A 25,276-nucleotide genomic window follows, 5' to 3' on the forward strand; every position below is an offset into this window, starting at 1 on the left:
AGGAGAAATCATATGCCGTCCAAAATTGCCTTGCTGGTCGCTATCACTGGATTGACCGCCTGCGCGACAACAGCAGCCAAAGCAGAATCGTTAGACCATGGCTGGAGCCTTGTCTGGGCCGAAGAGTTTAACGGCACCAAATTGGACCGCAAAAAATGGAAGCCTGCAAAATCGTGCTGGGGTGGCGGTAATCAGGAGCGGCAATGCTATACGGATAGGCCGCAAAATATTAAGGTAGCCGATGGCAATCTGCATTTAATTGCGCGCAAAGAGACGTTTACTGGCCCCGACCTGCCTCCGGAATTTTCAAATAAGCCTTATCCTCAAAAGACCCAGGAATATACCTCCGGCAAAATCCGAACGCTGGGCATATCCAGTTGGAAATATGGCAAGATCGAATTTCGTGCAAAGCCACCAAAGGGACAGGGAACATGGCCTGCCGTATGGATGATGCCCGCCAACAGCGTCTACGGCGGCTGGCCACTTTCGGGTGAGATCGATATTTTGGAGGGCGTCAACCTTGGTGCGACATGCGAAACCTGCAAAGGCGGTGTTGGTGAAAACCGTATGATTAGTGCGATCCATTTTGGCGATTACGCACCAAAAAACAAATTCCACGATACGCGCGTGGCCCTGCCATCGAACGCTTTGCCTTCCGACGAATTCCATATTTGGACGCTCGAATGGGGTGAAGGCGTGATGCGTTTTTATCTTAATGGCCGGAAATATTGGGAACGCACAAGCGCAGATTGGGAAACAGCATCTCCGTTGGCGCAATCAAATCCCGTTGCGCCTTTTGACCAGCCCTTCTACATCATGGCTAACCTCGCCATTGGTGGTGGCCTGTCAGAAAAGAATAACGATAAAGGCGTTGCATCGAATGTAACACCAGCCGCGTTTTTGATCGACTGGATCCGCATCTATCAATGCAGTGAGGATCAAGAAAAAGGACTAGCCTGCATGCAGGGCGTCAAAGAAGGTAATTAAACATGGCGAGACGCCGCCAAGCTGTCACTATCAAGCATGTCGCAGCCGATGCAGGGGTTTCCCTGCAAACGGTCAGCCGCGTCATCAACAACGAACCCAACGTCCGTCCCGCTATGCAGGAGCGGGTGCAGGCGTCCATTGATAAGCTTGGCTATGTCCCGTCAATCGCGGCACAACGGATGAGCGGATCACGGTCGTACCTGATCCTCGCCATCAACGACCGCGAGCGCACAATTGCCGATTGGCGGAACCGCCAAGGGTCAGACTGGGTAGACCAAATGCTTCTCGGCGGCATGCTGAAATGTGCCGAACATGGATACCGGATGATCTTCGAACTGGTCGATACCCACAATGATCATGTCGAGCGCGAATTGGGAGCAGCCATTGCTGCGCTTCAGCCAGATGGGGTCATCCTGACACCACCCCACTCTGAAAATCCGCTCATCACCGGATTTCTTGCCAAACGCAAAATTCCTTTTGCGCGCATCGGCTCAATCACATCGGGACCGGGCATTGCGATGACTATGGATGATGAAGGTTCTGCCCGCCGTGCAACGGAACATCTCATCGCGCTTGGCCATAGCAGGATTGGTTTCATTGCTGGCCCTGAGGAATATGACCTGTCCAACTGGCGTATCGACGGGTGGCGCGAGGGGTTGGTCACCGCCGGTCTTTCCTGCGATGCCTTATGCGTCAGAGGCGATTTTGGATATGATAGTGGTGTGCTGGCCGCAAACGCGCTGCTCGACTTGGAAAACCCGCCCACGGCAATCATCGGCAGCAACGATCAAATGACCCTTGCCGCTTTGGACGCTGCCAAGACGCGTGGCTTAAATATTCCCGGCGATTTATCCCTCATCAGTTTCGACAATACGCCAGTTGTGCGCTTTACGGTACCTGAACTCACTGCCGTTGATCAGCCCATTGCAGCAACCTTTTCGAAGGCGGTGGAGTTGTTGATTACAAACGGTGACGCACCCGTGCCGCATCAACCTATTGTCATTGAGGGCAGCCTTATACAGCGAAGCAGCACCGCACCGCCGTCAAAATATGGTCGTGTATAAATCTGTCGACAGCAGCCGGCAATTGGCAACTTTCATGTATTTGTACGCGCTCGCCGTATCCGGGAGTGCTGTCGCCTATATGCCGTTCCTGACGATATTGCTGCCACTGCGTGCGACAGACATTTCTGGCACTGACGCCCTTGGCCTGTTGGCGATAGCTGCCTTTCTGGGCGCCATTGCCGCAAGCATGGGCAATATCGTTTTTGGATGGGCCAGTGATAAAACCGGCGAACGACGCCCGTGGATATGGGCAGGATTAGGCTTATCATCGGCTTTGTTACTCACCACCGCTTATGCCAAGAGCCCAGCGGCGTTGATAGCCATCATCATTCTCTGGCAATTTGGCCTGAACATGATGCTCGCGCCCTTAACCGCGTGGGCCGGTGACAGCATACCCGATTCCCAAAAGGGCTTCCTTGGTGGTCTATTGGCGTTAGCGCCCGCAATGGGTGCGCTCTCAGGCGTGTTTGTAACAATGAACGATACTGTTCCATCGGAGTACCGCGAAATGACTATCGCGATGTTGGTCATAGTCATGGTCAGTCCGGTGCTGATTTTTGGCAGACCAATATCGATGCCGGCGTTGATGTCCGTCCCGACGGATCAAAAAATCGATCTGGTGCAGAGTGCTGTAACACGGCACGCCGCCGTTAAAATGTGGATTGCGCGCTTATTGGTACAAATTGCGGAAGCGTCCTTATTTGCGTTTCTCCTTTTATGGTTCCGCAGCGTTGATCCTGATTTCGGCGAAAATGATGCCGCCAATATCTTTGCGCTCGCTCTGGGTATGGCTGTTTTTATAGCATTGGCGGTCGGCCGCTGGTCCGACCGTGAAAATCGCCCCATTTTCCCGCTCATTTGCGGGGCAGCGGCAGCGTCGGCCGGACTGATCATCATGTCGGTTTCGGCATCTTTACCGGTCGCCATTGCCGGCTATGTGGTCTTTGGTTTGGCGAGCAGCCTTTTTCTGGCGCTGCACTCAAGCCAGACTTTGAGGGTGCTTCCCCGTCCGCATACGCGCGGACGGGATTTGGGTATTTTCAACCTGACGAACACCGTGCCATCGCTCATCATGCCATGGCTGACACTGGCTATGGTGCCGGCGTATGGCTTTGGCGGCCTATTTCTGGTGCTAGCGGGGCTGGCGGCCATCGCGTGCCTGTTGTTGGCAACAATGCCACGCCAGCGTGCGAGCAGTTAGGCTTGCTTCCGCGCGTAGATACCGAATGCCGCGATTATCGCATAGCAAACCATTGGTAACGTGAACGCTATGGCCAGACTTCCGGTCACGTCAGCGATCATGCCCGTGAGCAGTGGAACCACAGCGCCGCCGACGATAGCGACGTTGATGATGCCCGAACCGTCAGCGGCTCGTGACCCAAGCTTTTCACACGCCAGCGTGAATATCGTCGGGAACATGATCGCATTGGTAAGGCCCACTGCCAGCAAGGAATAGCCCGCAACTTCGCCCGTGCTTTGTGTGGAAAAGATCAGCAGTGCAATTGCGGCAACCGATACAGACGCCAGCACCTTACCCGGACTAAGCACACGCAGCACCGCAGAGCCGATGAACCGGCCAACCATCGCGCCGCCCCAATATAGCCCAATAAGTTTACCAGCCTCCTGTTCGGGTAAAGCCATGACATGATCTTGCATCAAATAATTGACGATGAGTGAGCCAATCGCGACCTCTGCCCCGACATATAGGAAGATGCACAATGCGCCGAAACCGAAACGAGGCCGCTTTAGCAGGTCAAGTCCGGCCAGCCCTTCGCTCGCTTCATGCTTTTCGCCCTTCAGCGCGTTGCGAAACAGCCACACAACGCCGGCAACAATTGCAAGCGCAACGGCAATGGCGAGATAGCCATTTACGATCGCTTGGCTTTCCGCCGTGCGATAGGCATCAAGCTCAACGCCTGAAAGCTGGTCAGCCGTCACTGTGGCTAGGCTACCCAGAATGAGTATCGAGCCGACAATCGGAAACACGGTCGTGCCAAGCGAGTTGAACGCTTGCGCGAATGTCAGGCGGCTATGTACAGTAGCAGGTTTGCCGAGCAATGAAATGAGCGGATTCGATACGACTTGAACGATAACGACGCCGCTTGCGAGAACGAACAGCGCAAACAGAAATACGCCATAGGTCGCCGTCTGGCTGGCTGGAATGAAAAGAAGGCACCCAGCCATCATCGTCAGTAGTCCAGCGACAGCACCCCGCATATATCCGATTTTCTTAACGAGACGCGCGCCGGGAATACCGATAACGGCATAGGCCGCAAAGAAACAGAATTGGACAAGCATTGCCTGCGTGTAATTGAGCGTGAACAGCTCTTTTAACTTCGGGATGATAACATCGTTGAGGCTGGTGATGCCGCCGAAGATGAAGAACAGCCCCATCACGAACAATTGCAATTGCGGTGCGTCGATATGGCTATCGCCATTCTCTGCTGACGCAGATGCGCCGGGTGCCAGTGCCATCTTCTCTCTCCCTTTATTTTGCGCGTTTAGCTCGGGCAGGACGCGCTTTCTTTTGTCGTTTCGATATGAACGTTGCGGATTGTCGTAACAAGGCCTTTTGCCGCCTGTATACGTATGGGTGAGCCCACAGCGTCCAATTTCGCACCGGCTGCGGCAAAGCAACGCAGCGGAATGCGGGTTTGTATAGGCACCCCTGAGGGCAACGCGCGCATCGTGGTTTGCATATCAAGCACGGCGCCACCGAAGGACAGCATCACTGGCCCGGTCACTGGCTGATCAATTCGCCAGTCGATCAGCAGCGACCCGTCTTTCTTCAACTGCATACTCAAGTCGACGGCAGGCCCGTTGACGACAAAGGCACCATCGGCGTTCCAAGTGAATTGACGCGCGTCTTCTTGCGCTGACACATCGACGGCCCGCGCGCTAATCGAACCGTCCATCTGCAAATTCCAAGGTGCGGGCACCTTGCCACGGACGAAATATTGCGTGGCGATAGTCAGCGAAGACATATCTACACGCGGGTCTTCGTTCACCGAAGGAAGCTTGTTAGATTGCGTGTAATCAAGGCCATAGCCCAGCGGAAACAGTGGCGTATCAATCGGTGACCGTGCGTCCGCTGGCCAACTGAAAGGCAAGCGTCCAGTGAAGTCACGCATCGGCTTTCCGTTTGCGCCAGCGACCAACACATCGGCGACGCCCCGGCCTTGCGTGCCGGGCAACCATCCCGCCACAAAAGCATTGGCTTGATTGATAAGCTTACCGGTAAACATCGGCCGACCGGATAGGAACAGGATAACAACAGGAATACCCTGCGCCTTAAGCCGCGCGATTATTTGTTCTTCGGCCGGCTGAGGCCGGAATGCCAAATTTGGGACGTCACCCTCAAATTCTGCATACGGTTTTTCACCAAGGACAATGATCGCCACATCAGGCTTCTTTTCAAAAATGCCCGTCGCCGAAACATTGGCGGTGCCGCCCCCGGCTTTAACAGCCTCCGAAATCGCACGGCCAATCGTTTGGCCATTGCTGAAATCGGCGGCAGTGGTGTCAGTGCCTTGCCAGCTAATCGTCCAGCCGCCAGCCTGCATCGCCATATTGTCTGCGCCGGAACCAGAGATTAGGACATTGCTGCCATTACGAATAGGCAGAATGCCATCATCATTCTTCAGCAGCACGAGTGATTTTGATACTGCCTCGCGTGCAAGATCCAGATGCTCTTGCTTGCCAACCAAAGACGCTTGTCCCCGCACAGTCTGTGCGTCACCCATAAGACCAAGCTTGTATTTCACGCGCAATATGCGTCGCACCGCATCATCGAGCCGTGTCTGTGGAATTCTGCCATCCCGCGCAGCGGCAAGCGTTGACGCAAATAGCCCCTTCCAACTGTCAGGTGCCATGAACAGGTCAAGCCCGGCATTAATGGCCGCAGCGCAGTCGGTCACAGAGCAGCCCGCGACTTGCCCATGTCCATTCCAGTCGCCGACAACCAGCCCGGCAAAGCCCATCCGGTTTTTTAAGACATCGGTCAGCAGAGAGGCATTTCCATGATGCTTCACCCCGTTCCAGCTTGAGAAGCTCGCCATCACGGTCAGTGCGCCTGCGTTGATAGATGCCGGGTAGCCCTGCGCATGTTTTGCAACCAGTTCGGTTTCGGTAATCTGTGCATCGCCCTGGTCACGGCCGTCCATTGTGCCACCGTCGGCGAGAAAATGTTTTGCAGTTGCGGCAACATGCTGTGCTTCCAACGGCGCACCAGCAATCAGATTGCCTTGCAAGCCAGTGGTCATCGAACGGGCATAAGCAGCAATTAGCGCAGGATCGGAGGAATAGCCTTCATATGTTCTACCCCAGCGCAAATCTTGCGGTACGGCAAGGGTTGGGGCAAAGGTCCATTCAATACCGCTGCCTGAAATCTCCGCTGCCGTGGCCTTGCCAATCCGTTGGATCAGGTCGACATCGCGGGCCGCGCCAAGTCCGATATTATGGGGAAAGATGGTCGCTTGCGGCAGGTTTGAATGTCCATGCACCGCATCGACGCCAAATAATATCGGCACCCCAGCGCCTGATTTACGTGACACATGCCGAAACGCGCTAACCAGTTGCGTCCATTTTGCAGCGTCGGCGCGCTCGTCGCCATAAGGTCCTGAATTACCACCCGCCAAAATCGAGCCAAGCGGATATTGCGACAAGTCTTCGGGTTTAATCGCGCTGATGTCAGCCTGTATCAACTGCCCGACCTTTTGTTCCAAGGTCATTTTTGACAAAAGCAGTGTGATCGCGTCTTCGGTTTTTTGGTCGGTGATTGCGGCTGGACTGGCGGCATTCGGCCAGTTAATTGGGTCTGCGATAGCTTGAGAAGCTGGTGCTGCAGATAGGGCGCTTTGCGGTAGCGTTGCCACAGAAACACATCCAGCCGACACGAAGGCTAGCAGTGCCATTGTTCCATTCGACCGCATCAAACTCACTCCAAGTATTTTAATGTGAACGTTATCATAGACGGATGGCAGCAACATCGCCTAAAATCAAGCACCATCATGGTGACAGGCACATTCTTTTGGTTTTTCAGGATTTAGAGATGCATCTTAAATTTTACACACACGGTTCTATTGCTTTCGTATGTCGTATTGACCGATTACAATCGTCCCGTTGAAGGTTCATGAACGGCAAAAATTGTTCTTCTCTTTGATGGTTCAGACCCCCAAGAAGGAAATGGTATGTTTTCTGAGATGATAGGCAGTGCATTAGAAACACTTTCCAAGGTACTTAGTCCTAATGGCCCCGCTTTGCCTGCAACTGTGAGTAGCTACACACCAACAGATTTCAGCGTCCATTTTTTTTTGCAGCTGGCACTTATCATCATTACCTGCCGTATTGTCGGTAAGTTGGGCCAAAAGTTTCTTGGTCAACCGCAGGTCGTCGGTGAAATGATTGCGGGTGTGATCCTGGGACCATCACTATTTGGGTATCTCTTGCCTGAGACGCAGGCATTGGTTTTCCCTGATGCGACCAAAAATGTGCTATATTCGGGAGCACAGCTTGGCGTCGGTCTGTACATGTTTTTGATCGGCACAACGTTGCAACTTGATCATTTCAAATCGAAGATGAAAAGTGCCGTGAGCGTGTCGTTGGCTGGTATCGCAGTCCCCTTTTTGATCGCTATATTGATGACCCCGTGGCTGCTGACTGTCCCAGGTTTATTCGCACCGGGAATTTCGCAATCAAGCGCGACCTTGTTCATGGGAGCATGCATCGCGCTGACCGCATTTCCGATGTTAGCGCGCATTATCAATGAACGCGGGTTGGCGAAAACTTCGCTCGGCACATTGTCGCTTGCGGCAGGTGCCTTTGACGACGCTGTATCCTGGTGTGTGTTGGCAGTGGTGCTGGCAACCTTTGGCGCAGGTCCTGGAGTTGCCGTTCTCGCGATCGGTGGTGGGCTGCTCTACGCCACGTTCATCATCCTGTTTGGTCGCAAACTTCTGGCGCCGCTCGGGCGGATGGTCGAGCGCGAAGGCGAAATGAGCATGACTGTCCTTGGCATCACCCTCGCTTTATTCTGTCTGTCCGCGTTTATAATGGACGCCGTCGGCATCCACGCAATTTTCGGCGGCTTCATTCTGGGCGTTGTTATGCCGCGCGGACTATTCGTTGAAGAACTTAAGAAGAAGGTCGAGCCGCTTGCTGTCGTTCTATTGCTGCCGATGTTTTTTACCTATTCTGGGCTCAACACGCGCATGGATATGGTCAACACGGTTCCGTTGCTGCTGATCGCACTGGTCATTCTGGCAGGGTCGATCTTCGCCAAATTTGGTGCGTGCTTCGTCGCGGCGCGGGTTGCAGGCGAAGATAATCGCACCGCTTTGGGTATCGGTGCTCTGATGAATTCGCGGGGTTTAATGGAACTCATCATCATCAACATCGGCCTGCAAAAAGGCATAATCGGACCGACATTGTTCTCAATGCTGGTGCTTATGGCGATTGTCACCACGATGATGGCAAGCCCGTTGTTCGAGTTCGTTTACGGTCGAAAGGCCCGTGAATCAGGGGAATTGAGGGCACTTGGGGCAGATGATGCCGTGCGCGCCGATTGACCTAGGGGCGCTTGATGGCAGCTTCTGGGCCGGGAGCGGAAGGTCTGCTTTAATCATTGTGGCTGACCACTGCTGAAGTTCGTTTCAGTAACTGAACAGCAAGGCGGCGTTATGAACCGCCCGGTAATTGCCGGAGACGCTTACCTGCGCGGTGCGAATGGTTTTGGACCACGAGAGCGATTATTCCGCACGCTGGGCAACGGTGGTATCGGTTGCCGAGAAGATTGGCCGTGTGCCACAGACATTGCACGATTGGGTGAAGAAAGCTGAGATCGACAGCAGCCAGCGGGCTGGCATTCCGAGCGACACGGCCGACAAGATCAAGGCACTGAAACGCAAAGTGCGAGAGTTGCGCCAGGCCATGCGGGCAGGCTGAGGACCGAACGCTCGACCATGTTAACCGACAATTTCATGCGCCGGTGCCCAACATGCTCTGGGTGTCGGATTTTACCTATGTCTCGACATGGGCGGGTTTTGTATATGTGGCGTTCGTGATCGATGTGTATGCTCGCCATATCGTGGGCTGGCGCGTCAGCCGGACAGCGCATGCTAGGTTGGCTGTGCCGCCCTTCGGGTCGTTTTCGACGCACTGAGCTTATACCATTAGCTCCCTGTGCCAAGCTACCCTTCTTGGCTGGTTCTACACAGATGATCGTATGTCCGAATGACGACGATTAAGGAGATGGGCGAAGGTAAGGCCAAAGGCCCCCGCAGCAGTCAGCCAAGTTTCCAAAACCATGCCATGGAATAACAACGCACCAGCAGTCAAAGATACTAGGGCAGGCATAGCAATCATGATCGGCATCCAGTTTTTGTGCCGACGTAGCCCTATATAGAGAGCGATCAGGCTGATTGGCACAGCGATGATAAGCATCCAGAAGTGAAAACTTTCCGGCACAGTTATCCAAACCGCCAGGGCCGGCATCATGAAGAGCAGTGCTGGTAGAAACAGACAGTGCACTAGGCACAGCCCCGAAGCTAACATCGCCGCAGCATCGTAGCGTGTCTGCGGGGGTTGCGGTTGAGCCATCTTATCTCTCAAATAGTGGGTGGACAGAGCGGTTTAGACGATGCTAGTTATTATGTAATAGTATATCATAACGTATCAGGTCAACCCAGCTATGAACAATTCGAACTTCAACCGCCTCCCGGTCACCGTCCTGTCTGGCTTCCTCGGCGCGGGAAAAACTACCCTGCTCAATCACATTCTCGCTAATCGCGAGGGCAAGCGCGTCGCCGTCATCGTCAACGATATGTCCGAGGTTAATATCGACGCCGATCTCGTACGTGGCGGTGAAGCGCAGACGGCGCTGGAACTCGTATGATCATGAGCGCCTATGCCGATGCCGTCGAGGACTGGTCTCGCATTCATGCGCGAGAGTGCCCACTAGTTGTCGAACAGCGCACACCGCCGGTGCCGGACACAGTTATCGCGCCGTGGCTTGAAAGAGCACCGTTTGCGATCCGGGCCGAAGGTGATTTCGCAACTGTAATGGCGCAGCTCGCGGAGCTGCCCGATGCGTTGTGCACGGACGTTGCGGTCCTGGTACAACGCTTCATGTTGCTTATGCAGACCGATGCCGTCCGTGTCCGAATGGAAGGGATTACAACCAACGCCTGCAAGAAGGTGCACGCCGACTATACAGATGTTCGACTGATCACCACGTACAGCGGACCGGGCACGGATTATGCCCCAAACGGCGTGGCCAATGATGGGTTGGAGTATTATTTGGATAGAGTTCCAACCGGGGCGATCGCGCTATTCAAGGGCCGAACATACGCGTCCGATCACCCACCCTGCTTCCACCGGTCCCCGCCAGTTGGCGATACAGGTGAGAAGCGGCTTGTTCTGGTTATTGATACGCTACTACAAGGAACCCTTACGGACTGATCTGGAATAGCCGATGCAAAAGCGGGGGTGTTGTTCAAGCCTTCGGTCGTAGATTTACCAAAATGAGGATAGTCGATGCGTATAGTTTTAAGTGTAGGATTGGCCCTTGCAGCAGCGCCACTTCATGCAGGTGCGGCTCAACCTATTATGTTGCAACCTAGGGTCAGGACCTATTAAATCCACCTTCGCGGTTTGAGGCCATTTTGTTCAGTGCAAGGCGGCAAAGCGCAGGCTTAGTGGTTCTAAGTCTAGCTTTGCCAACGCGGCAATGGACAAAATGGGTCAAATCCGAAGGACGCCAAAATGGCTTTGATCTCGAAACAAAATGCCCTTGCAGGCAGAATTACTGCCTGCGGCGGCCATTTTCCTTCGATATCTTTGCCATTTTGACGCCGCGAAGGTGGATTTAATAGGTCCTGACCCTAAGGACTTGCCAAGCGCGACATTCAGTCTGCCTGCACTTCCTTATGATGCTAGCGCGCTGGAGCCTGCGATCGACGCCGAGACCATGCGGATACATCATGGCCGCCACCATCAGGCCTATGTCACCAACCTCAACAGTGCTGTCGTCGCCGATCCGGCCATGGCGGCGATGACCCTTGAGCAGATGATGGCAACCGTTTCGACGTTGCCCAAAGCCGTCCGTGACAACGGTGGAGGCCATTGGAACCATAGTTTTTTCTGGCAGAGTATGGCCCCGCCTTCTCAGTCTGGCGCACCGTCTGTCGACCTTATGGAGGCGATAGAGGAGAGTTTTGGGTCGGTAGACGACTTCAAAGCGCAGTTCGCGCGGGCAGGCGCTGCGCGGTTTGGATCGGGCTGGGTATGGCTGATCGTCGATGGCTCGGGCAGGTTGGCGATCACTTCCACACCAAATCAGGATAATCCGTTAATGGATATCGCCGAAACGCGTGGCACGCCGATTCTTGGAAATGACGTTTGGGAACACGCCTATTACCTCAAATACCAAAATCGGCGCGGTGACTACCTTGCCAATTGGTGGCAGCTGGTGAACTGGGCGCAAGTCTCTCGTCGCTATGCTGAAGCTCAGAGACGCAGTAAGCGGCATGATCGAGCTGAAAGACTGTGACGAAAGGGCAATATTCTAAAAGCTTTGGTACTCCCGGTCGAGTTCATACCAAAGCTCGGGCACTAACGCATGATATAGCGCCATCTGATTACTTTCAACCAAGAGCCGTCCATCCCTATGCCTCTATCCGCACTGATCGCCAATTACGGTGACAGTGCACTAAATTATAGCAATCTGCGCATCACGGTTCTAAGCCGGAATTAAGTGCACTGTCACCGTAATTGACTGTCACCGTAATTCGAATTAAGTGCACTGTCACCGTAATTCACTGTCACCGTAATTCGAACGTAATTGCGTCACCGTAATTGCACTGCGCCCCATATCCGGCATAAGTGGTCCTGACCCTAGAAAAGGACCGTCACTATCTCGCGAAGCGTTGCCCAACATTGGATAGAGCCACATGCGCATGGCATTTATGTCAAGCCAGCCGACATGTGGATTGACCCGTCGCGCCCCGCCGAACGCGCTTTGGTGACGCACGGCCATGCCGACCATGCGCGCAGTGGTCATAAAGCCGTCTGGGCAACGCCAGAGACGCTGGCGATCATGGCGCTGCGTTATGGCACCGACACAGGCACGCCTATGCCCTATGGCGACGGGTTTGAAGCAAATGGTGTGAAGATCAGTTTTCACCCCGCCGGGCATGTTCTGGGGTCAGCGCAGATCCTGCTGGAACATGCAGGCGAGCGCGTATTGGTGACAGGCGACTATAAACGGGGGTTTGACCCGACCTGCGCGCCGTTTGAAGCCGTTGCTTGCGATATCCTGATTACCGAGGCGACCTTTGGCTTACCCGTCTTCACCCACCCGCCGATTGAGGATGAGATTGCCAAATTGCTCGCCGCGCGCGACGCCCATGTCGATGGTTGTATATTGATAGGGGCCTATGCGCTGGGCAAGGCGCAGCGGGTCATCGCGGAACTGCGGCGCGCTGGCTATGACGCGCCCATTTATATTCACGGCGCGATGCAGAAAATGTGTGATCTATATGCGGCGCATGATGTCCCCTTGGGCGATCTCATATTGGCGACGGGACTTGCCAAGGCAGAGATGAAAGGCGCGATTGTCATTGCCCCGCCATCGGCGATGCATGACCGCTGGGCGCAGCGTCTGCCCGACCCGATAACCGCCATGGCATCGGGATGGATGCGGGTGCGGCAACGGGCGCGGCAACGCAATGTTGAACTGCCTTTGGTCATTTCCGACCATGCCGATTGGACCGAGTTGACCGAAACTTTGTTGGAGCTTCGGCCCACAGAAACATGGATTACCCATGGCCGCACCGACGCGCTTGGCCGCTGGTGTGAACTCCACCAATTGAAAGCGCGCGCGCTCGATCTGGTTGGCCGCGAAGACGAGGATGAGAGCTGATGCAGGCTTTCGCCGCGTTGATTGATGGGCTTATCTACACCCGTTCGCGTGATCAAAAGGTCCGGCTGATCGCCGATTATTTCCGCACGACGCCTGACCCGGATCGCGGTTGGGCGCTGGCGGCGCTCGCGGGGACGCTGAGCATAGCAACAGTGAAATCGGCGGCCATCCGCGCGATGGCCGAGGAACGCTTTGACCCCATGTTGTTCCGCATGAGCCGCGATTATGTTGGCGACACTGCGGAAACCGTTGCGTTGATGTGGCCAGATGTTAGCGCAGATGCCGTGGCACCAACGGTGTCTGAAGTCATTGACCTGCTCAACAGCACAAGCCGTTTGCGTGCGCCTGACTTGCTGGCCGAACTGATGGACAGGTTGGATGCCAATGGCCGTTATGCGCTGCTGAAGCTGGCAACAGGCGGGATGCGCGTTGGCATATCGGCGCGGCTGGCGAAAACCGCCTTTGGCCAGGCCTTTGCCCTTTCAGTGGACGATGTTGAAGAGGTCTGGCACGCGCTTCGTCCGCCATATGCCGAATTGTTTGCCTGGGGCGAGGGCAAGTCCGAGCGCCCCGACCCCGCCGACAGCGCGTTTTTCCGGCCCTTCATGCTTGCCCACCCATTGGAAGACGGCACTGTCCATCTCGACGCATTTGCCGCTGAGTGGAAATGGGACGGCATCCGCATCCAGATTGCGTCAACCGGCGGCGAAACGCGGTTGTTCAGCCGGGGTGGCGATGAAGTAACGGCAGCGTTCCCGGAAATCGCCTCCGCTTTCAACAGCATCGGTGTTGTCGATGGCGAATTGTTGGTGCGCGGCGATGTGCAGGGCGGGGAGGCGGCAAGCTTCAACGCGCTGCAACAACGCTTGGGCCGTAAGAATGTGACCGCGGCGATGCAGGCGGAATATCCCGTATTCGTGCGCCTGTACGACATATTGTTCGACGGGACGCAGGATGTGCGCAGCCAGCCTTGGAGCGCGCGGCGGGAGCGGCTGGAATATTTCGCCGCCACACTCGACACGGTCCGGTTCGACCTGTCCGCGATTATCGAAGCGCGCGATTTCGACCATCTGGCGGAAATGCGCGCGGCGGCGCGTGCGGCGGCGATTGAGGGCGTCATGCTGAAGCGGCGCGATTCGCCCTATCTGGCGGGCCGCAAGGTCGGCCACTGGTACAAATGGAAACGCGAACCGCTCGTTGCCGATTGCGTGATGATGTATGCGCAGCGCGGTAGCGGGAAACGCTCGTCTTATTATTCGGATTATACTTTTGGCTGCTGGACCCCCGACGGCGCCTTGTTGCCCGTGGGCAAGGCCTATTCCGGGTTCAGCGATGCAGAATTGAAATGGCTGGACCGCTTTGTCCGCAACAACACGGTCGCGCGCTTTGGCCCCGTGCGCGAAGTCGAAAAGTCTTTGGTGCTTGAGGTCGCGTTTGACGCGGTGCACGAATCCAAGCGGCATAAATCTGGGATTGCGATGCGTTTCCCGCGCATCTCGCGCCTACGCCGCGACAAGCCAGCCGATGAGGCGGATACGATTGCGGCCTTACGCGCCATGATTGGTTAGAGGAATGCCCGCACATCGGCCATGAAACGGTCAAACTGGTCATGATGCAACCAATGGCCGGCATTTTCATATTCCACGACCTTTGCCGTCGGGAAATGCGCGAGGCGACCGTCCTTTTCGGGGTTGGAGGCCCAGCTATTCGCGCCATACATCAGCAACATCGGGCAGGTGATCGACTGCCAAATGGCCAACAAATCCTCACGCGGCATATCGAAGATCGCCCAGATATTGAGGTAATTGTCGAACTTCCAGCTCCAGCTTCCATCCTCGTTGCGGCTGATACCATGCACCGTCAGATGCCGCGCTTGTTCGTCGGTTAAATAGCTGTTTTCGGTTTTCATCCGATCATAAGCGGCTTCGATATTAAGGTAACGCTTTGGCGTGCGACCGGCGGCGTTGCGTTTGTCCTCAATCCACTGGCGGAAACGGTTTTGAATGCCGATGGCATCGCGCTCGGCCTGCATCTTTGGGGACAGGCCCAGTCCTTCGATGTTTACCATCTTGCGGACATTTTCGGGGAAGAGGCCGGCATAGCGGGTCGCGATATTGCCACCCATCGAATGCGCAATGACGCTGACGGGGGCAAGATTCAGCTGATGGATCAGTTGCGCCATGTCATAGACAAAGGTCGACATTTCATAGCTGCCATCGGGCGACCAGGCGCTGTCGCCATGGCCCCTTAAGTCGGGCGCAATGATATGCCAGTCGTGGCGCAATTCCTCGGCTACCCAATCCCAGCTTCGCGCATGATCGCGGCCGCCATGGACCAAGAGCAAGGGCGGCGCGTCGGGGTTGCCCCAGTCGACATAATTTAGCCGAAGGCGTTGCGAGATAAAGCTGTTGGTGATGGGGCCATGTAAAGTCATTCTGCGGCCAGTAATTGCTCTGCGCCCCCAAGGTCAACCGATACTAGTCGGCTGATGCCTTGTTCAACCATAGTCACGCCGAACAAACGGTGCATCCGGCTCATCGTCACGGCATTGTGGGTGACGATTAAATAGCGTGTCTCCGTTTCCTGCGTCATGGCGTCGAGCAAATCGCAAAAACGTTCGATATTGGCGTCGTCCAAAGGCGCGTCAACTTCGTCGAGGACGCAAATCGGCGCGGGGTTCGTCAAGAATAGCCCAAAGATGAGCGCGACCGCCGTGAGCGCCTGCTCACCGCCCGACAATAAGGTGAGCGACTGCAGTTTCTTGCCCGGTGGTTGCGCGAAAATTTCGAGGCCAGCCTCCAACGGATCGTCGCTGTCGATCAACGCCAAATGCGCTTGCCCGCCATTGAACAAGGTCGAAAACAGGCGACGGAAGTGGCCGTCTACCGCCTCAAAAGCCGTCAGCAATCGCGCGCGGCCTTCGCGGTTCAAGCTGCCGATGGAACCGCGCAAGCGGTTGATGGCGAGGGTCAGATCTTCGCTTTCGGCAAGGCCACTGCCTTGCTGCATTTCGAGTTCGGCCAGTTCGTCGGCGGCGATCAGGTTGACCGGGCCAATGCGTTCGCGTTCATTTTGTAGGCGGTCGAGGCGGTTTGATTCCACGCCCGCTTCGTCCATCGCATCTTCATCAAAGTCCCATTTTTCCGGCAAGACTGGTGGCGGGCATTCGAACCTTTCCCCTGAAATCCGGCCCATTTCGACGCGGCGCTGTTCCTGATTTTCGGCGCGGGCCTCTGCGCCGGCGCGGGTTTCGCGGGCAATGGATAGCTGCTCGGCTGCTGCTGAATATTCGCTTTCGAGTGCGCGCAACGTCGTTTCATGCGCCGTTTCGGCGGATTGCAGCCCAGCGAGCTTCTCGGCAAACTGCGCCTTATCTGCCTGCATAGTAGCAATCTCGCGGGCCAGTATTTCCGGCCTTCCTGCCATGTCTGCTTGCTCAGTAGCAATGTCGGCGCTGCGTTTGTTCATTTCGGCGATCCGGCGTTCGGCTTCGCCTGCACGTTCCTGCCAACCGCGAATTTCGGCCATCGCCACGGCGCGGCGCTCGCGGCTTTGCGCTAATCTTTGTTCGAGCGCAGACAGGTCCGCCTGATTGCGCGCCAACAGGTCGCGCGTTGCATCATGTGCCGCCGCGAGGTTTTGGACGCGGTCGGCATGATGCGACCCGTCGGGCAGGGCATGTCGGGCCGTCTCGGCCGCTGTGCGCTCCGCTTGCGCCTCGGCCACATCTTGCGCGGCGGCGGCCATCCTGTCGCCAAGCGCCGCCTTTGCAGATTTTAGGCGCGCCAAGGCGTCTTCGGCTTGATCGACTGCGCGTAGGGCTTGCCGCAACTGGCCTTCAGTTACCACACGCGCCGCCGCTGCCGCGCGGACCGCGTCCTGCGCCGCTGCAATCTTATCGGTCATCTGCAACAGGCTTTGCGCTTGTGCATCGAGCGCGGCTTGCGCAGGCGCGATGAGCATATCCAATTCGGCCAAACGGTTGGCGCGGACCAATTGTTCGGCAATCGTCGCGCCATCGCCATCGGTGGCAAAGCCATCCCAGCGGCGCAACCTGCCTGCCAATGTCACCAGACGTTCGCCAGGGGCGAGTGCTTGGCCATCGTCGGTCTCGACGACGCGCACCATAGACAATCGCGCGGCAAGCTCTGACGGCGCGTCGACAAAATGGATCAGGGCCGTGTCGGCGACCTTGCCCAGCGCCGCCGCCCCGCCAATCCAGCGGCGTCCGGTTTCGCCGCCAATGCTGGCGTCCGCATCCTCACCCAGTGCAGCGGCCAAAGCATGTTCATAGCCTGGCTTGACCGAAATGCGGTCAATCGCCTTGTTGCCTTGGCTTTTGGTCAAGGAACGCTGCAGCGCGCTTTGTTCGGTCAACAACGCCGCAAGTTCCGCCTTGGCACTGGCGATTGCGACTTGGGCAACATCGCGGGCGGAGGTCAGTTCAGCGCGCTGCGCCTCGGCGGTTTCATGCGCATGGCTGTCCGCTTGCAATTGTGTCTGCAAGGCCTGGACGTCCGCATCCGCTTGGCTTTTGGATGCGGCATATTGCGCCTCATCCCCCAACGCATCGCGTTCGGTCATAATCCGCGCGCAGACCTGTTCAGCGCGCCCTACACGCGTTGTTGCCGCCGCCAGCGCAGCATCGGCCACGCGCAATTCGGCGTCTGCGCGTGCTTGCTCGGCGGATGCATTGGCCAATGCTATTTCGCTCTCACGCGCTTGCCGTTCGGCATTTTCCGCCGTGCGCAGCAGGGCAGGGCGCTCCTCCTCTTGCGCTTTAATCTCGTCGGCCAGCTTGACGCTTTCTGCCTGCAACCGGGCGAGTGCGTCTGCCGCATCATGGGTCAGCTTGCCCTCGCGCGCGCCATCTTCGGCCATACGCGCCGCTTGCGCCGCCAGGTCGGATTGGCGCTGGATTATGCGTTCATGTTCGCCAGTCAGTTGCACGAGCTTGTTCGACAGTTCGCTGGCCGCATCGCGCGCCGCCATGGCCACTGCCCGCGCATCGGCAAGTTGTCGCACCGCCTCCTGTTGCTTTTCGGAAAGGATGCGCTGGGCGACGGCTGCGTCCTCAACGGCTTTAGCGGCTGTGTTGGCGTCGGCGCGGGCCGTGTCTGCCGCTGCCTTGGCCTCACGCCAGCGGACAAAGATCAAACGCGCCTCTGCCTGCAAAATGTCTTTGGTCAGCGTGCGATAACGTTCGGCTTGCTTGGCTTGGCGACGTAATTGGCCTGCGCGGGCGTCCATATCGGCAAGGATGGTCGCCAGCCGCGCCAAATTACTTTCGGCCGCGCGCAGCTTTTGCTCGGCATCTTTGCGCCGGACATGCAAGCCGGAGATTCCAGCCGCTTCCTCCAGCATCTGCCGGCGCTCCTGCGGTTTGGCCGAGATGATTGCGCCAATGCGGCCTTGGCTTACCAAAGCAGGGGAATGCGCGCCCGTTGCCGCGTCGGCGAAGATAAGCGCAACATCCTTGGCGCGGACGTCGCGGCCATTGGACCGATAAGCAGAGCCAGCCCCGCGTTCGATCCGGCGGGTGACTTCCAATTCTTCGTCGCTGTCACTGTCGGCAGTGTCGTCGCTGCGTTCGGCCAATATCGTGACTTCAGCAAAATCGCGCGGCGGGCGTGACGCGGTTCCGGCGAAGATCACATCTTCCATGCCTGCGCCGCGCATCGATTTGGCGCTGCTTTCCCCCATCACCCAACGGATGGCCTCCAACAGGTTGGATTTGCCGCAGCCATTGGGCCCGACAATGCCGGTGAGCCCGCTCTCGATCCGCAGTTCAGCGGGCTCGACAAAGCTTTTGAAGCCGACAAGTTTCAGCTTCTTTATCCGCAAGGGGCGGGCCCCGTTGCGGTTAAAGCTATGCCTTGGTCCCCCCGAGCCATATTCAGCGTGCGCCGGCCTCGACCAGCTTGTTTTTCACCTGCACCCACGAACTGGCATCCAACTTCGCGCCGTTCAGCAGGAAGAATGGCGTGCCAGCGACCTCGTCTTCCTTCGTGCCGCGCTCGGTTGTTTTGATCAGCGCGTCAATCCCGGCCTTGTCAGTCAAACACGCTTTGGCTTGGTCTTCGCTAATGCCGCGTGATTTCACAAATTCGATCAAGCCCATTTTCGTGCCAAGCAAAGTTGAGATTTGTTCGGGCGACATTTTCTGCATCGCTTGCTGGTCCGCCTCGGTCACGCTGCTGATTTTACTGAGCCATGACGCCTGTTCGGCATAGAGCTGGTCGGTCAGCGGGAAGAATGCCTCCGGGCCGCTGCATTGGGCCAAGAGGAAGCCTGGGATGTCTTGAATACCATGGACCAAGAATGGCCGGAATTCCATCGACACAGTGCCGTCATTAACCAGCTTGTGCAATTCCTCGGTCGACTGCACCGAAAATTGCGCACATCCGGGGCACGTAATCGCGCCATATTCGACCAGCTTCAATTTCGCGTTGGGGTTACCCATTTGATAGCCGCCAAATTCGGTTTTGGTGACAACATCGACCCACGCCTTATCCGCAGGGGCGGCAACCTTGGCCAGCGGTTCGCCTTTTGGTGCGCCAGCCGTATCTGCTCCGCCGCAAGCGGCGAGCGCCATGGCGGCGGCAGTTGTCAAAATGAATGTCTTGATACGCATATGCTATCCTTCTGTCTGGCCTTCTGTCTGGGATCTCGGTTTACTTCATGACTGCCTTCAATTCAGCAACGTTACGAATGCGGTCCTGCAAAACGCCATTGACCAAAAATGCTGGTGTGCCGCGGACACCAAGCCCGGATCCTGCGTCCGTCATGCCAGTAATGATTTTAAGTGCTGTCTTGTCGGCCAAGCAGGTTTTTGCCTGCTTTGGCGTGATTCCGCGTTTTTGCATGATGGGGCCAAGGCCGATTTCGTCAAAGGTGCCGACCATGAACCCGGTATAATCTTCGGATTTCAATTTTTCGCGTGTGGCGGCGCTAATGTTCTTGGTATTGCCAGACCAGATGGCTTGAGTCGCGAGCAGATGCCTATGATTACCGAAGAATTTTCCCTTACCGCCGCAACGCGCCAACATGGCAGCCGTCAGATCGAAGGGATTGAGCACCATGTTGCGAATTTCGAGACTGGCCTTTCCGGATGCCACAAATTGCGTTTTGAACGCAGGCACTTCCTTTATTTCAAAATCCGCACATTTGCCGCATGTGTAGCTCATATACTCGACCACTTTGTTTGGCGCAGCGGGGTTGCCGAGGATATGTGCGCCTTTGTCCGTGACCGTCACGGTCGAAAGCCATTTGCTTGGTGCAGGCGCGGCAACGAGCGCGGTCGAGAGCGCCATTACGCCCACCAAAACTGCGCCCAGATATTTTTTTTTCATATACGACATAAAGATGGTCCTTATACTTCTGGTTTTACGTTGAAATTTTAGGATTACGCGCCGCCTTTGGCAAGGCTTTTTGCGAGGCTTTCGAGGACGGCAAAAAGCTCTGGATCGCCAATTTCACGCAAGGATTCGCCCAATTCCATCGGCACAGGTTTCAGCATGGGCGCGGCGGTGGGTTGGCGGACATTTGGCTTGGCGACGGGCCCCTGGCGGACTTTGACCCGCGCCACGGCCCCATAACCAAAAAAGCGGTTCACGCGTTCGATGATTTCGGGAAGCACATGCTGGATCATAGTGGCATGCGCGCCCTCCACCGTGAGTTCAAGTGTGCCGTCGGATTTCTTGCCAATGGGAAAGCGGATAGCCTCCGGCGCGGACACAGCGGCATAGCGCGCGCCGACGATTTCGTCCCAACGGCTTACGACGGAGCTTTGCACGAAGCCGAATTTCCGAAACGCGGCACGGCCGATATCGGGCATCAGCGACGAAACAGACTTCGCCTCGCCACCGCGCGGGCGCTGAAATGTTTTGGGCGTCAGCGCCTTTTTGGTGCCTTTTGGCGGTGGTGGTGACTTGCCTTTATCCATCCCGTCATTCATGCCATTTTTCATGCCAGCCGTCCAACACGCCATCCATAAATCTGGGGATATCGCGCAGGCCTTGCACACGCATTACAACGCGCATGCACGGACCCTGCCTTGGCGCTCGCCGCCGGGTCGGGGCTTTGCCAACCCTTATCATGTGTGGCTGTCGGAAATCATGTTGCAGCAGACAACGGTCGCAGCGGTGGGTGCCTATTTCCAAAAATTCACGCAAACATGGCCGGATTTTGCGGCTTTGGCGGCGGCGGATGATGCCGATGTTATGGCGGCATGGGCTGGCCTTGGCTATTATGCCCGCGCGCGCAATGTGTTGAAATGCGCGCGGGTGGTTGTGGCGGAATATGAAGGTCGTTTGCCGCAGACCGAGGCGGCGTTGCTGAAACTGCCCGGCATTGGTCCCTATACCGCCGCCGCGATCGCCGCGATTGCGTTCGGGCAACGGGCGGTGGTGGTGGATGCCAATGTCGAGCGCGTGGTATCGCGGCTATTTGCGATCTCTGCGCCCCTACCGCAGTCAAAGCCCCTGATTCGTGCGGCGATGGACAGCATCACGCCCGACACCCAATCTGGAGACTTTGCGCAGGCTATGATGGATTTGGGGGCGGGCATATGTTCGGTGCGCGCGCCGTCTTGTCCAGCTTGCCCCCTTGCCTTTGCCTGCGATGCCATGCGTTCGGGCAATCCGGAAGCTTACCCTGCCAAAACGCCCAAGGCCGCCAAGCCGCAACGGACGGGGAATGCATATTGGATCGAGCGGGACGGACAACTCTGGTTGGTGCGCCGTGCGGACAAGGGCCTTTTGGCAGGGATGCGCGCCTTACCCGATGATCAATGGACCGCACGATTGGATGGCCATGCGACGCCCCCTGTGCGTGCCAATTGGCACAAATTGCCCGTGCAGGTGTCGCATGTTTTTACCCATTTTTCGCTTCTTCTCGACATTGCCGTTACGGCATGGCCCGCGGGCGCTGACGACCCCGGCGACGGCATATGGTGGCCATTAAAATCGCTCGACAAGGCCGGTCTGCCAACCCTATTCAGAAAAGCAATAGAGGCGGTTTTGAACGCAGGGGAGAGAGTATGAATATGCAGGATAGTGGTCAGGCCATGATTGGCCGACGCGGGTTTTTGTCGTGGGGCGGCCAATTGGCAGCGGCGGGTGCGATAAGCGCATTTGCGCCTGCGCGGGGCTGGGCACAGGCGGCAGATTTATATCCGACCATCCGGACGCAGTTTGAAAACTATGTCTCTTCGGGCAAGCTGCCCGGTGTGCTTGCCACCATTGGTCGTGCAGCCGGGATGCCTGATGTCGTCGCCATTGGCACGCAAGGGCTGGGTGAAACGACGCCGGTGAATATCGACACGCTGTGGCGTATTTATTCGATGACAAAGCCTGTCACTGGCATTGCCGCGATGATCCTTGTCGGCGAAGGCAAGATGAAGCTGGATCAGCCGATTGCCGATTTCCTGCCAGAATTTGCCAATATGACCGTGCTGACCGACCCGGACAAAAGCCTGGATGCGGTGCCAGCCAAGACGCAGATTACCGTGCGCCATTTGCTGACCCATACCGCTGGCTTGGGCTACTCGATTGTCAGCAAGGGACCATTGCTTCAGGCCTATCTGGACAATGGTATCACGCCGGGCATCATCAGCCGCTTTCCCATTCCGGGCCAGTCAAAAAGCGCGCCGACCCCTGATCTCAAGACATTTGCCGAACGTCTGGCAAAGCAGCCTTTGATTGCCGAGCCGGGCACGAAATGGAGCTATTCGATCTCGCTCGATTTGCTTGGCCGCGTGATAGAAGTCGCGAGTGGCATGGATTTTGAGGCGTTTTTGAAAACGCGCATTTTTGAACCGCTGAAAATGACCAGCAGCTATTTCCAAGTGCCCAAGTCGGAAACCAAGCGCTTCGTGTCCAATTACGCGCCTGTTAATGGCGTGTTGTTCCCCATCGACCCCGCATCGACGAGCATTTACCTCGACAAGCCAGCCTTTGCCTTTGGTGGCGCTGGCATGGTGACGTCCGCGCGCGATTATGACCGTTTCCTCAACATGCTCGCTAATTATGGTGAATTGGATGGCGTCCGCGTGATGTCAACGGCGACTGCCAAGCTAGCCATGTCCGATCTACTGCCATCGGCTGTTTCAACCGACGGCACCTATGCCGACGGCGCTGGCTTTGGCGCGGGTGGCCGGGTTGGCAAGGGCGTGAATGCAGGCGTGTTCGGCTGGGGCGGCGCGGCTGGAACGGTGGCTTTTGTCGATCCAAGACGCAAATTGCGCGCCGTCTGCATGGCACAATATATGCCAAGCAGCGCCTATCCGTTCCATCAAGACTTCGCCAAATGGGTCCTGAAGGACCTGAGTTTGCCAGCCTGATCCGGTGCCTGATCCGATGATGGCTCCGGGTTTTACGGGCTCCCCGCTCGACCGCGCGGACCGCGTGCGCAATGATGCAGAGGCTTATGGCCTGTTGCTGGGGGACTGGCGCGCGCGGGTGTTGGGGCTTGACGGGCTTGACCCGCGGGTCAGCGACGCAGGCGGATTGCACTGGCATTCCTTGGCCGAACTAGACGGTTCGGAAGAGCTGATCCTGCTTGGCCTTTCCGATGGGAAGCCGCATTTTGTGGCGTTGGTTGATGCTACGGGCGATGCGTTTCGTTCGCCTGCTATCTGGCGCGCCTTGTCGATGTTACCCGCCGAGGACGCCGCGATTTATGGCACGGCGCGCAGCCTGATCGAATGGCATAATGGCCATCGTTTCTGCGGACGCTGCGGCGCGGCGACGGCGCTGTTCCGCGCAGGCTGGGGCCGCAAATGCGGTAATTGCCAAAAGGAACATTTTCCGCGCACTGACCCTGTGGTCATCATGCTCGCCGAATTTGAAGGCAAGGCACTGGTCGGACGGCAATCGCGCTTCCCGCCGGGCAATTATTCGGCGCTAGCGGGCTTTTTGGAACCCGGCGAATGCATTGAAGAGGCCGTCCGCCGCGAAATCCATGAAGAGGCCGGCGTCACCTGCGGCGCGGTGCGTTATGTCACCAGCCAGCCCTGGCCCTTTGGCGGATCGCAATTGATGATTGCGTGCACCGCCGATGCGTTGGGCGATGCACTCACGCTCGATACGACCGAGATTGAAGATGCGATGTGGGTGACGAAGGATGAGGCCATCGCTGCTCTAAAGGGTGATACCGACCGCCGCTTCAACGCGCCGCCACCCTTTGCCATCGCCCATAGCCTGTTGCGCCATTGGGTATCGCGATAATGGCTGAGGCCGTGCCGTTGCGCATCGACATCGTCTCCGACGTGGTATGCCCATGGTGCATCATTGGCCTGAAGCAAGTGGAGCAGGCGCTCGCGTTGGTTGGCCAAGACATTGCCGCCGAAACTTACTGGCATCCGTTCGAACTCAACCCGAACATGCCGCCCGAAGGCGAGGATACCGCAGAGCATATCGCGCGCAAATATGGCAGCACGCCCGAACAAAGCCGCTCCAACCGGAATAGGCTGTCGGACATTGGCAATAATGTTGGCTTTGCGTTTAATTATGGCGATGGCATGCGCATTTATAACACGTTCAACGCGCATAAATTGCTGACCATATTTGGCAGCGAACGCGGCTGGCGCGCGCAGACCGCGTTGAAAATGGCTTTGTTCACTGCCTATTTTCAGGACCGCCGCGATGTCAGCGACACCGACGTCTTGTGCGACATTGCCGAGGCGCAAGGCATGGACCGCGCCGTCGCCTTGGCATGGATCAACGATGCCGCGCTCACCACCAGCGTGCGGGCAGAAATGGCGCATTGGACCGACCAAAATATCACCGGCGTTCCTGCAATCATCTTCGACCAAAAATATATGGTCCCCGGCGCCCAAAGCGCCGAGACCTTCGCCGATGTGATTAAGAAATTGTTGACGAAGCGCGAAGCCGCCTAAACCAACCCCATTTTCATCAGTTCATTCAGCATCTTCGGTGACATTTCGTCGCGGCCGTCGGTTTCTACCGAATCCAGATCAGGCGGGGCGTTGGCTTCTTCGAGATAGCGCCAGCCCTGATGCGCGCGCTTGGGTGTGGAGCGGACGGTGATGAGTTGGGGTACAATGCGGATCCAATGCCGGCCAGCGCCATTTTCCATAAAGCCGATAATCGGGCTTCTGCCGATAATCGTATGCGTGTGAATCCAATAGAGCGAACCGCCCGCCATTTCTGCGACGCGCTTGGGCAAGTAACGCGTGGTTAAGCGGACTTCGCCGTCTTGGGCATAAGCGGCAAGGCGTTCCCGCAGATGCTGCGGACTTTGCGCGCCAAAGGCGATTTTGGTCATGTTCAATGGCATAAGGATT

At 56.7% G+C, this 25,276-nt stretch carries 21 protein-coding genes and 2 pseudogenes; 14 read left to right on the plus strand and 9 right to left on the minus strand.

What is annotated here, in order from left to right; genetic code table 11:
* Nucleotides 1–12 precede the first annotated feature (12 nt).
* The 3 genes from HEQ34_RS09050 to HEQ34_RS09060 are packed head-to-tail and all read left to right on the plus strand — an operon-like array spanning nt 13 to nt 3,252.
* Nucleotides 13–987, plus strand: a complete 975-nt coding sequence (locus HEQ34_RS09050) for a glycoside hydrolase family 16 protein (protein WP_296199868.1) — start codon at nt 13–15, stop codon at nt 985–987.
* Between the two features lie 2 nt (nt 988–989).
* The gene (locus HEQ34_RS09055; RefSeq protein WP_296199870.1) at nt 990–2,051 is read left to right on the plus strand and encodes a LacI family DNA-binding transcriptional regulator; all 1,062 of its coding nucleotides are present in this window, start codon (nt 990–992) and stop codon (nt 2,049–2,051) included.
* Between the two features lie 34 nt (nt 2,052–2,085).
* Entirely contained in the window at nt 2,086–3,252 is a 1,167-nt protein-coding gene (locus HEQ34_RS09060) for an MFS transporter (RefSeq protein ID WP_296199872.1), read from the plus strand.
* On the opposite strand, the gene HEQ34_RS09065 is transcribed toward HEQ34_RS09060, so the two are convergent.
* A complete protein-coding gene (locus tag HEQ34_RS09065) occupies nt 3,249–4,526 on the minus strand; it encodes a sugar MFS transporter (RefSeq protein ID WP_296199875.1) in 1,278 nt (425 codons plus the stop codon). The genes HEQ34_RS09060 and HEQ34_RS09065 overlap by 4 nt on opposite strands.
* 26 nt (nt 4,527–4,552) lie before the next feature.
* Complete coding sequence (locus HEQ34_RS09070; protein ID WP_296199877.1) at nt 4,553–6,964, minus strand: glycoside hydrolase family 3 protein; 2,412 nt, start codon at nt 6,962–6,964, stop codon at nt 4,553–4,555.
* 276 nt (nt 6,965–7,240) lie between these two features.
* Between HEQ34_RS09070 and HEQ34_RS09075 the strand changes: the two genes are divergently transcribed.
* Together HEQ34_RS09075 and HEQ34_RS09080 are read left to right on the plus strand one after the other, a co-directional pair.
* Entirely contained in the window at nt 7,241–8,617 is a 1,377-nt protein-coding gene (locus HEQ34_RS09075; protein ID WP_296199879.1) for a cation:proton antiporter, read from the plus strand.
* Nucleotides 8,618–8,774: 157 nt separating this feature from the next.
* Nucleotides 8,775–9,168: pseudogene (locus HEQ34_RS09080) on the plus strand (DDE-type integrase/transposase/recombinase); the annotation flags it as partial.
* Between the two features lie 89 nt (nt 9,169–9,257).
* On the opposite strand, the gene HEQ34_RS09085 reads toward HEQ34_RS09080, so the two are convergent.
* Complete coding sequence (locus tag HEQ34_RS09085; protein ID WP_366934857.1) at nt 9,258–9,647, minus strand: MerC domain-containing protein; 390 nt, start codon at nt 9,645–9,647, stop codon at nt 9,258–9,260.
* 91 nt (nt 9,648–9,738) lie between these two features.
* On the opposite strand from HEQ34_RS09085, the pseudogene HEQ34_RS09090 reads away from it, so the two are divergent.
* From HEQ34_RS09090 to HEQ34_RS09110, 5 genes and pseudogenes are all read left to right on the plus strand, one after another.
* Nucleotides 9,739–9,918 (plus strand): annotated as a pseudogene (locus tag HEQ34_RS09090) (GTP-binding protein); the annotation flags it as partial.
* A gap of 20 nt (nt 9,919–9,938) precedes the next feature.
* Complete coding sequence (locus HEQ34_RS09095) at nt 9,939–10,508, plus strand: DUF1826 domain-containing protein (protein WP_296199882.1); 570 nt, start codon at nt 9,939–9,941, stop codon at nt 10,506–10,508.
* Nucleotides 10,509–10,833: 325 nt separating this feature from the next.
* On the plus strand, nt 10,834–11,598 hold the full coding sequence (locus HEQ34_RS09100; protein ID WP_296199884.1) for a superoxide dismutase: 765 nt from the start codon (nt 10,834–10,836) through the stop codon (nt 11,596–11,598).
* 363 nt (nt 11,599–11,961) lie between these two features.
* Nucleotides 11,962–12,969: a ligase-associated DNA damage response exonuclease gene (locus HEQ34_RS09105; protein WP_296199930.1), complete on the plus strand. Its 1,008-nt coding sequence runs from the start codon at nt 11,962–11,964 to the stop codon at nt 12,967–12,969.
* Nucleotides 12,969–14,537, plus strand: coding sequence for a cisplatin damage response ATP-dependent DNA ligase (locus HEQ34_RS09110; RefSeq protein ID WP_296199886.1), 1,569 nt, complete (start codon nt 12,969–12,971; stop codon nt 14,535–14,537). The genes HEQ34_RS09105 and HEQ34_RS09110 overlap by 1 nt, the downstream gene beginning before the upstream one ends.
* On the opposite strand, the gene HEQ34_RS09115 is transcribed toward HEQ34_RS09110, so the two are convergent.
* The 5 genes from HEQ34_RS09115 to HEQ34_RS09135 are packed head-to-tail and all read right to left on the minus strand — an operon-like array spanning nt 14,534 to nt 20,914.
* Nucleotides 14,534–15,403: an alpha/beta hydrolase gene (locus HEQ34_RS09115; RefSeq protein ID WP_296199887.1), complete on the minus strand. Its 870-nt coding sequence runs from the start codon at nt 15,401–15,403 to the stop codon at nt 14,534–14,536. The genes HEQ34_RS09110 and HEQ34_RS09115 overlap by 4 nt on opposite strands.
* Nucleotides 15,400–18,813: an AAA family ATPase gene (locus HEQ34_RS09120; RefSeq protein WP_296199889.1), complete on the minus strand. Its 3,414-nt coding sequence runs from the start codon at nt 18,811–18,813 to the stop codon at nt 15,400–15,402. Before HEQ34_RS09120 ends, HEQ34_RS09115 begins: the two co-directional genes overlap by 4 nt.
* 52 nt (nt 18,814–18,865) lie before the next feature.
* Complete coding sequence (locus HEQ34_RS09125; protein ID WP_296199891.1) at nt 18,866–19,603, minus strand: thioredoxin domain-containing protein; 738 nt, start codon at nt 19,601–19,603, stop codon at nt 18,866–18,868.
* 40 nt (nt 19,604–19,643) lie between these two features.
* The gene (locus HEQ34_RS09130; RefSeq protein ID WP_296199892.1) at nt 19,644–20,330 is read right to left on the minus strand and encodes a thioredoxin domain-containing protein; all 687 of its coding nucleotides are present in this window, start codon (nt 20,328–20,330) and stop codon (nt 19,644–19,646) included.
* Between the two features lie 44 nt (nt 20,331–20,374).
* Nucleotides 20,375–20,914 carry a DciA family protein gene (locus HEQ34_RS09135; RefSeq protein ID WP_296199931.1) on the minus strand — a complete coding sequence of 180 codons (540 nt, stop codon included), beginning with the start codon at nt 20,912–20,914 and terminating at the stop codon, nt 20,375–20,377.
* A gap of 22 nt (nt 20,915–20,936) precedes the next feature.
* Here HEQ34_RS09135 and HEQ34_RS09140 point away from each other — a divergent pair, with 22 nt between their 5' ends.
* Genes HEQ34_RS09140 through HEQ34_RS09155 form a run of 4 tightly spaced genes read left to right on the plus strand, consistent with a single transcriptional unit; the run spans nt 20,937 to nt 24,868 of the window.
* Complete coding sequence (locus HEQ34_RS09140) at nt 20,937–22,013, plus strand: A/G-specific adenine glycosylase (protein WP_296199893.1); 1,077 nt, start codon at nt 20,937–20,939, stop codon at nt 22,011–22,013.
* The gene (locus tag HEQ34_RS09145; protein ID WP_296199894.1) at nt 22,010–23,311 is read left to right on the plus strand and encodes a serine hydrolase; all 1,302 of its coding nucleotides are present in this window, start codon (nt 22,010–22,012) and stop codon (nt 23,309–23,311) included. Before HEQ34_RS09140 ends, HEQ34_RS09145 begins: the two co-directional genes overlap by 4 nt.
* Before the next feature lie 16 nt (nt 23,312–23,327).
* A complete protein-coding gene (nudC, locus tag HEQ34_RS09150; RefSeq protein WP_296199895.1) occupies nt 23,328–24,197 on the plus strand; it encodes an NAD(+) diphosphatase in 870 nt (289 codons plus the stop codon).
* Nucleotides 24,197–24,868 (plus strand): DsbA family oxidoreductase, encoded by a 672-nt coding sequence (locus HEQ34_RS09155; protein WP_296199896.1) that lies wholly within the window; start codon nt 24,197–24,199, stop codon nt 24,866–24,868. The genes nudC and HEQ34_RS09155 overlap by 1 nt, the downstream gene beginning before the upstream one ends.
* Here HEQ34_RS09155 and HEQ34_RS09160 read toward each other — a convergent pair.
* Nucleotides 24,865–25,269, minus strand: a complete 405-nt coding sequence (locus HEQ34_RS09160) for a DUF1489 domain-containing protein (protein ID WP_296199897.1) — start codon at nt 25,267–25,269, stop codon at nt 24,865–24,867. The two genes, HEQ34_RS09155 and HEQ34_RS09160, sit on opposite strands and share 4 nt — an antisense overlap.
* Nucleotides 25,270–25,276: the final 7 nt, after the last annotated feature.

This window comes from Sphingorhabdus sp. (genome assembly GCF_023910635.1).
GTDB lineage: Bacteria > Pseudomonadota > Alphaproteobacteria > Sphingomonadales > Sphingomonadaceae > Sphingorhabdus_B.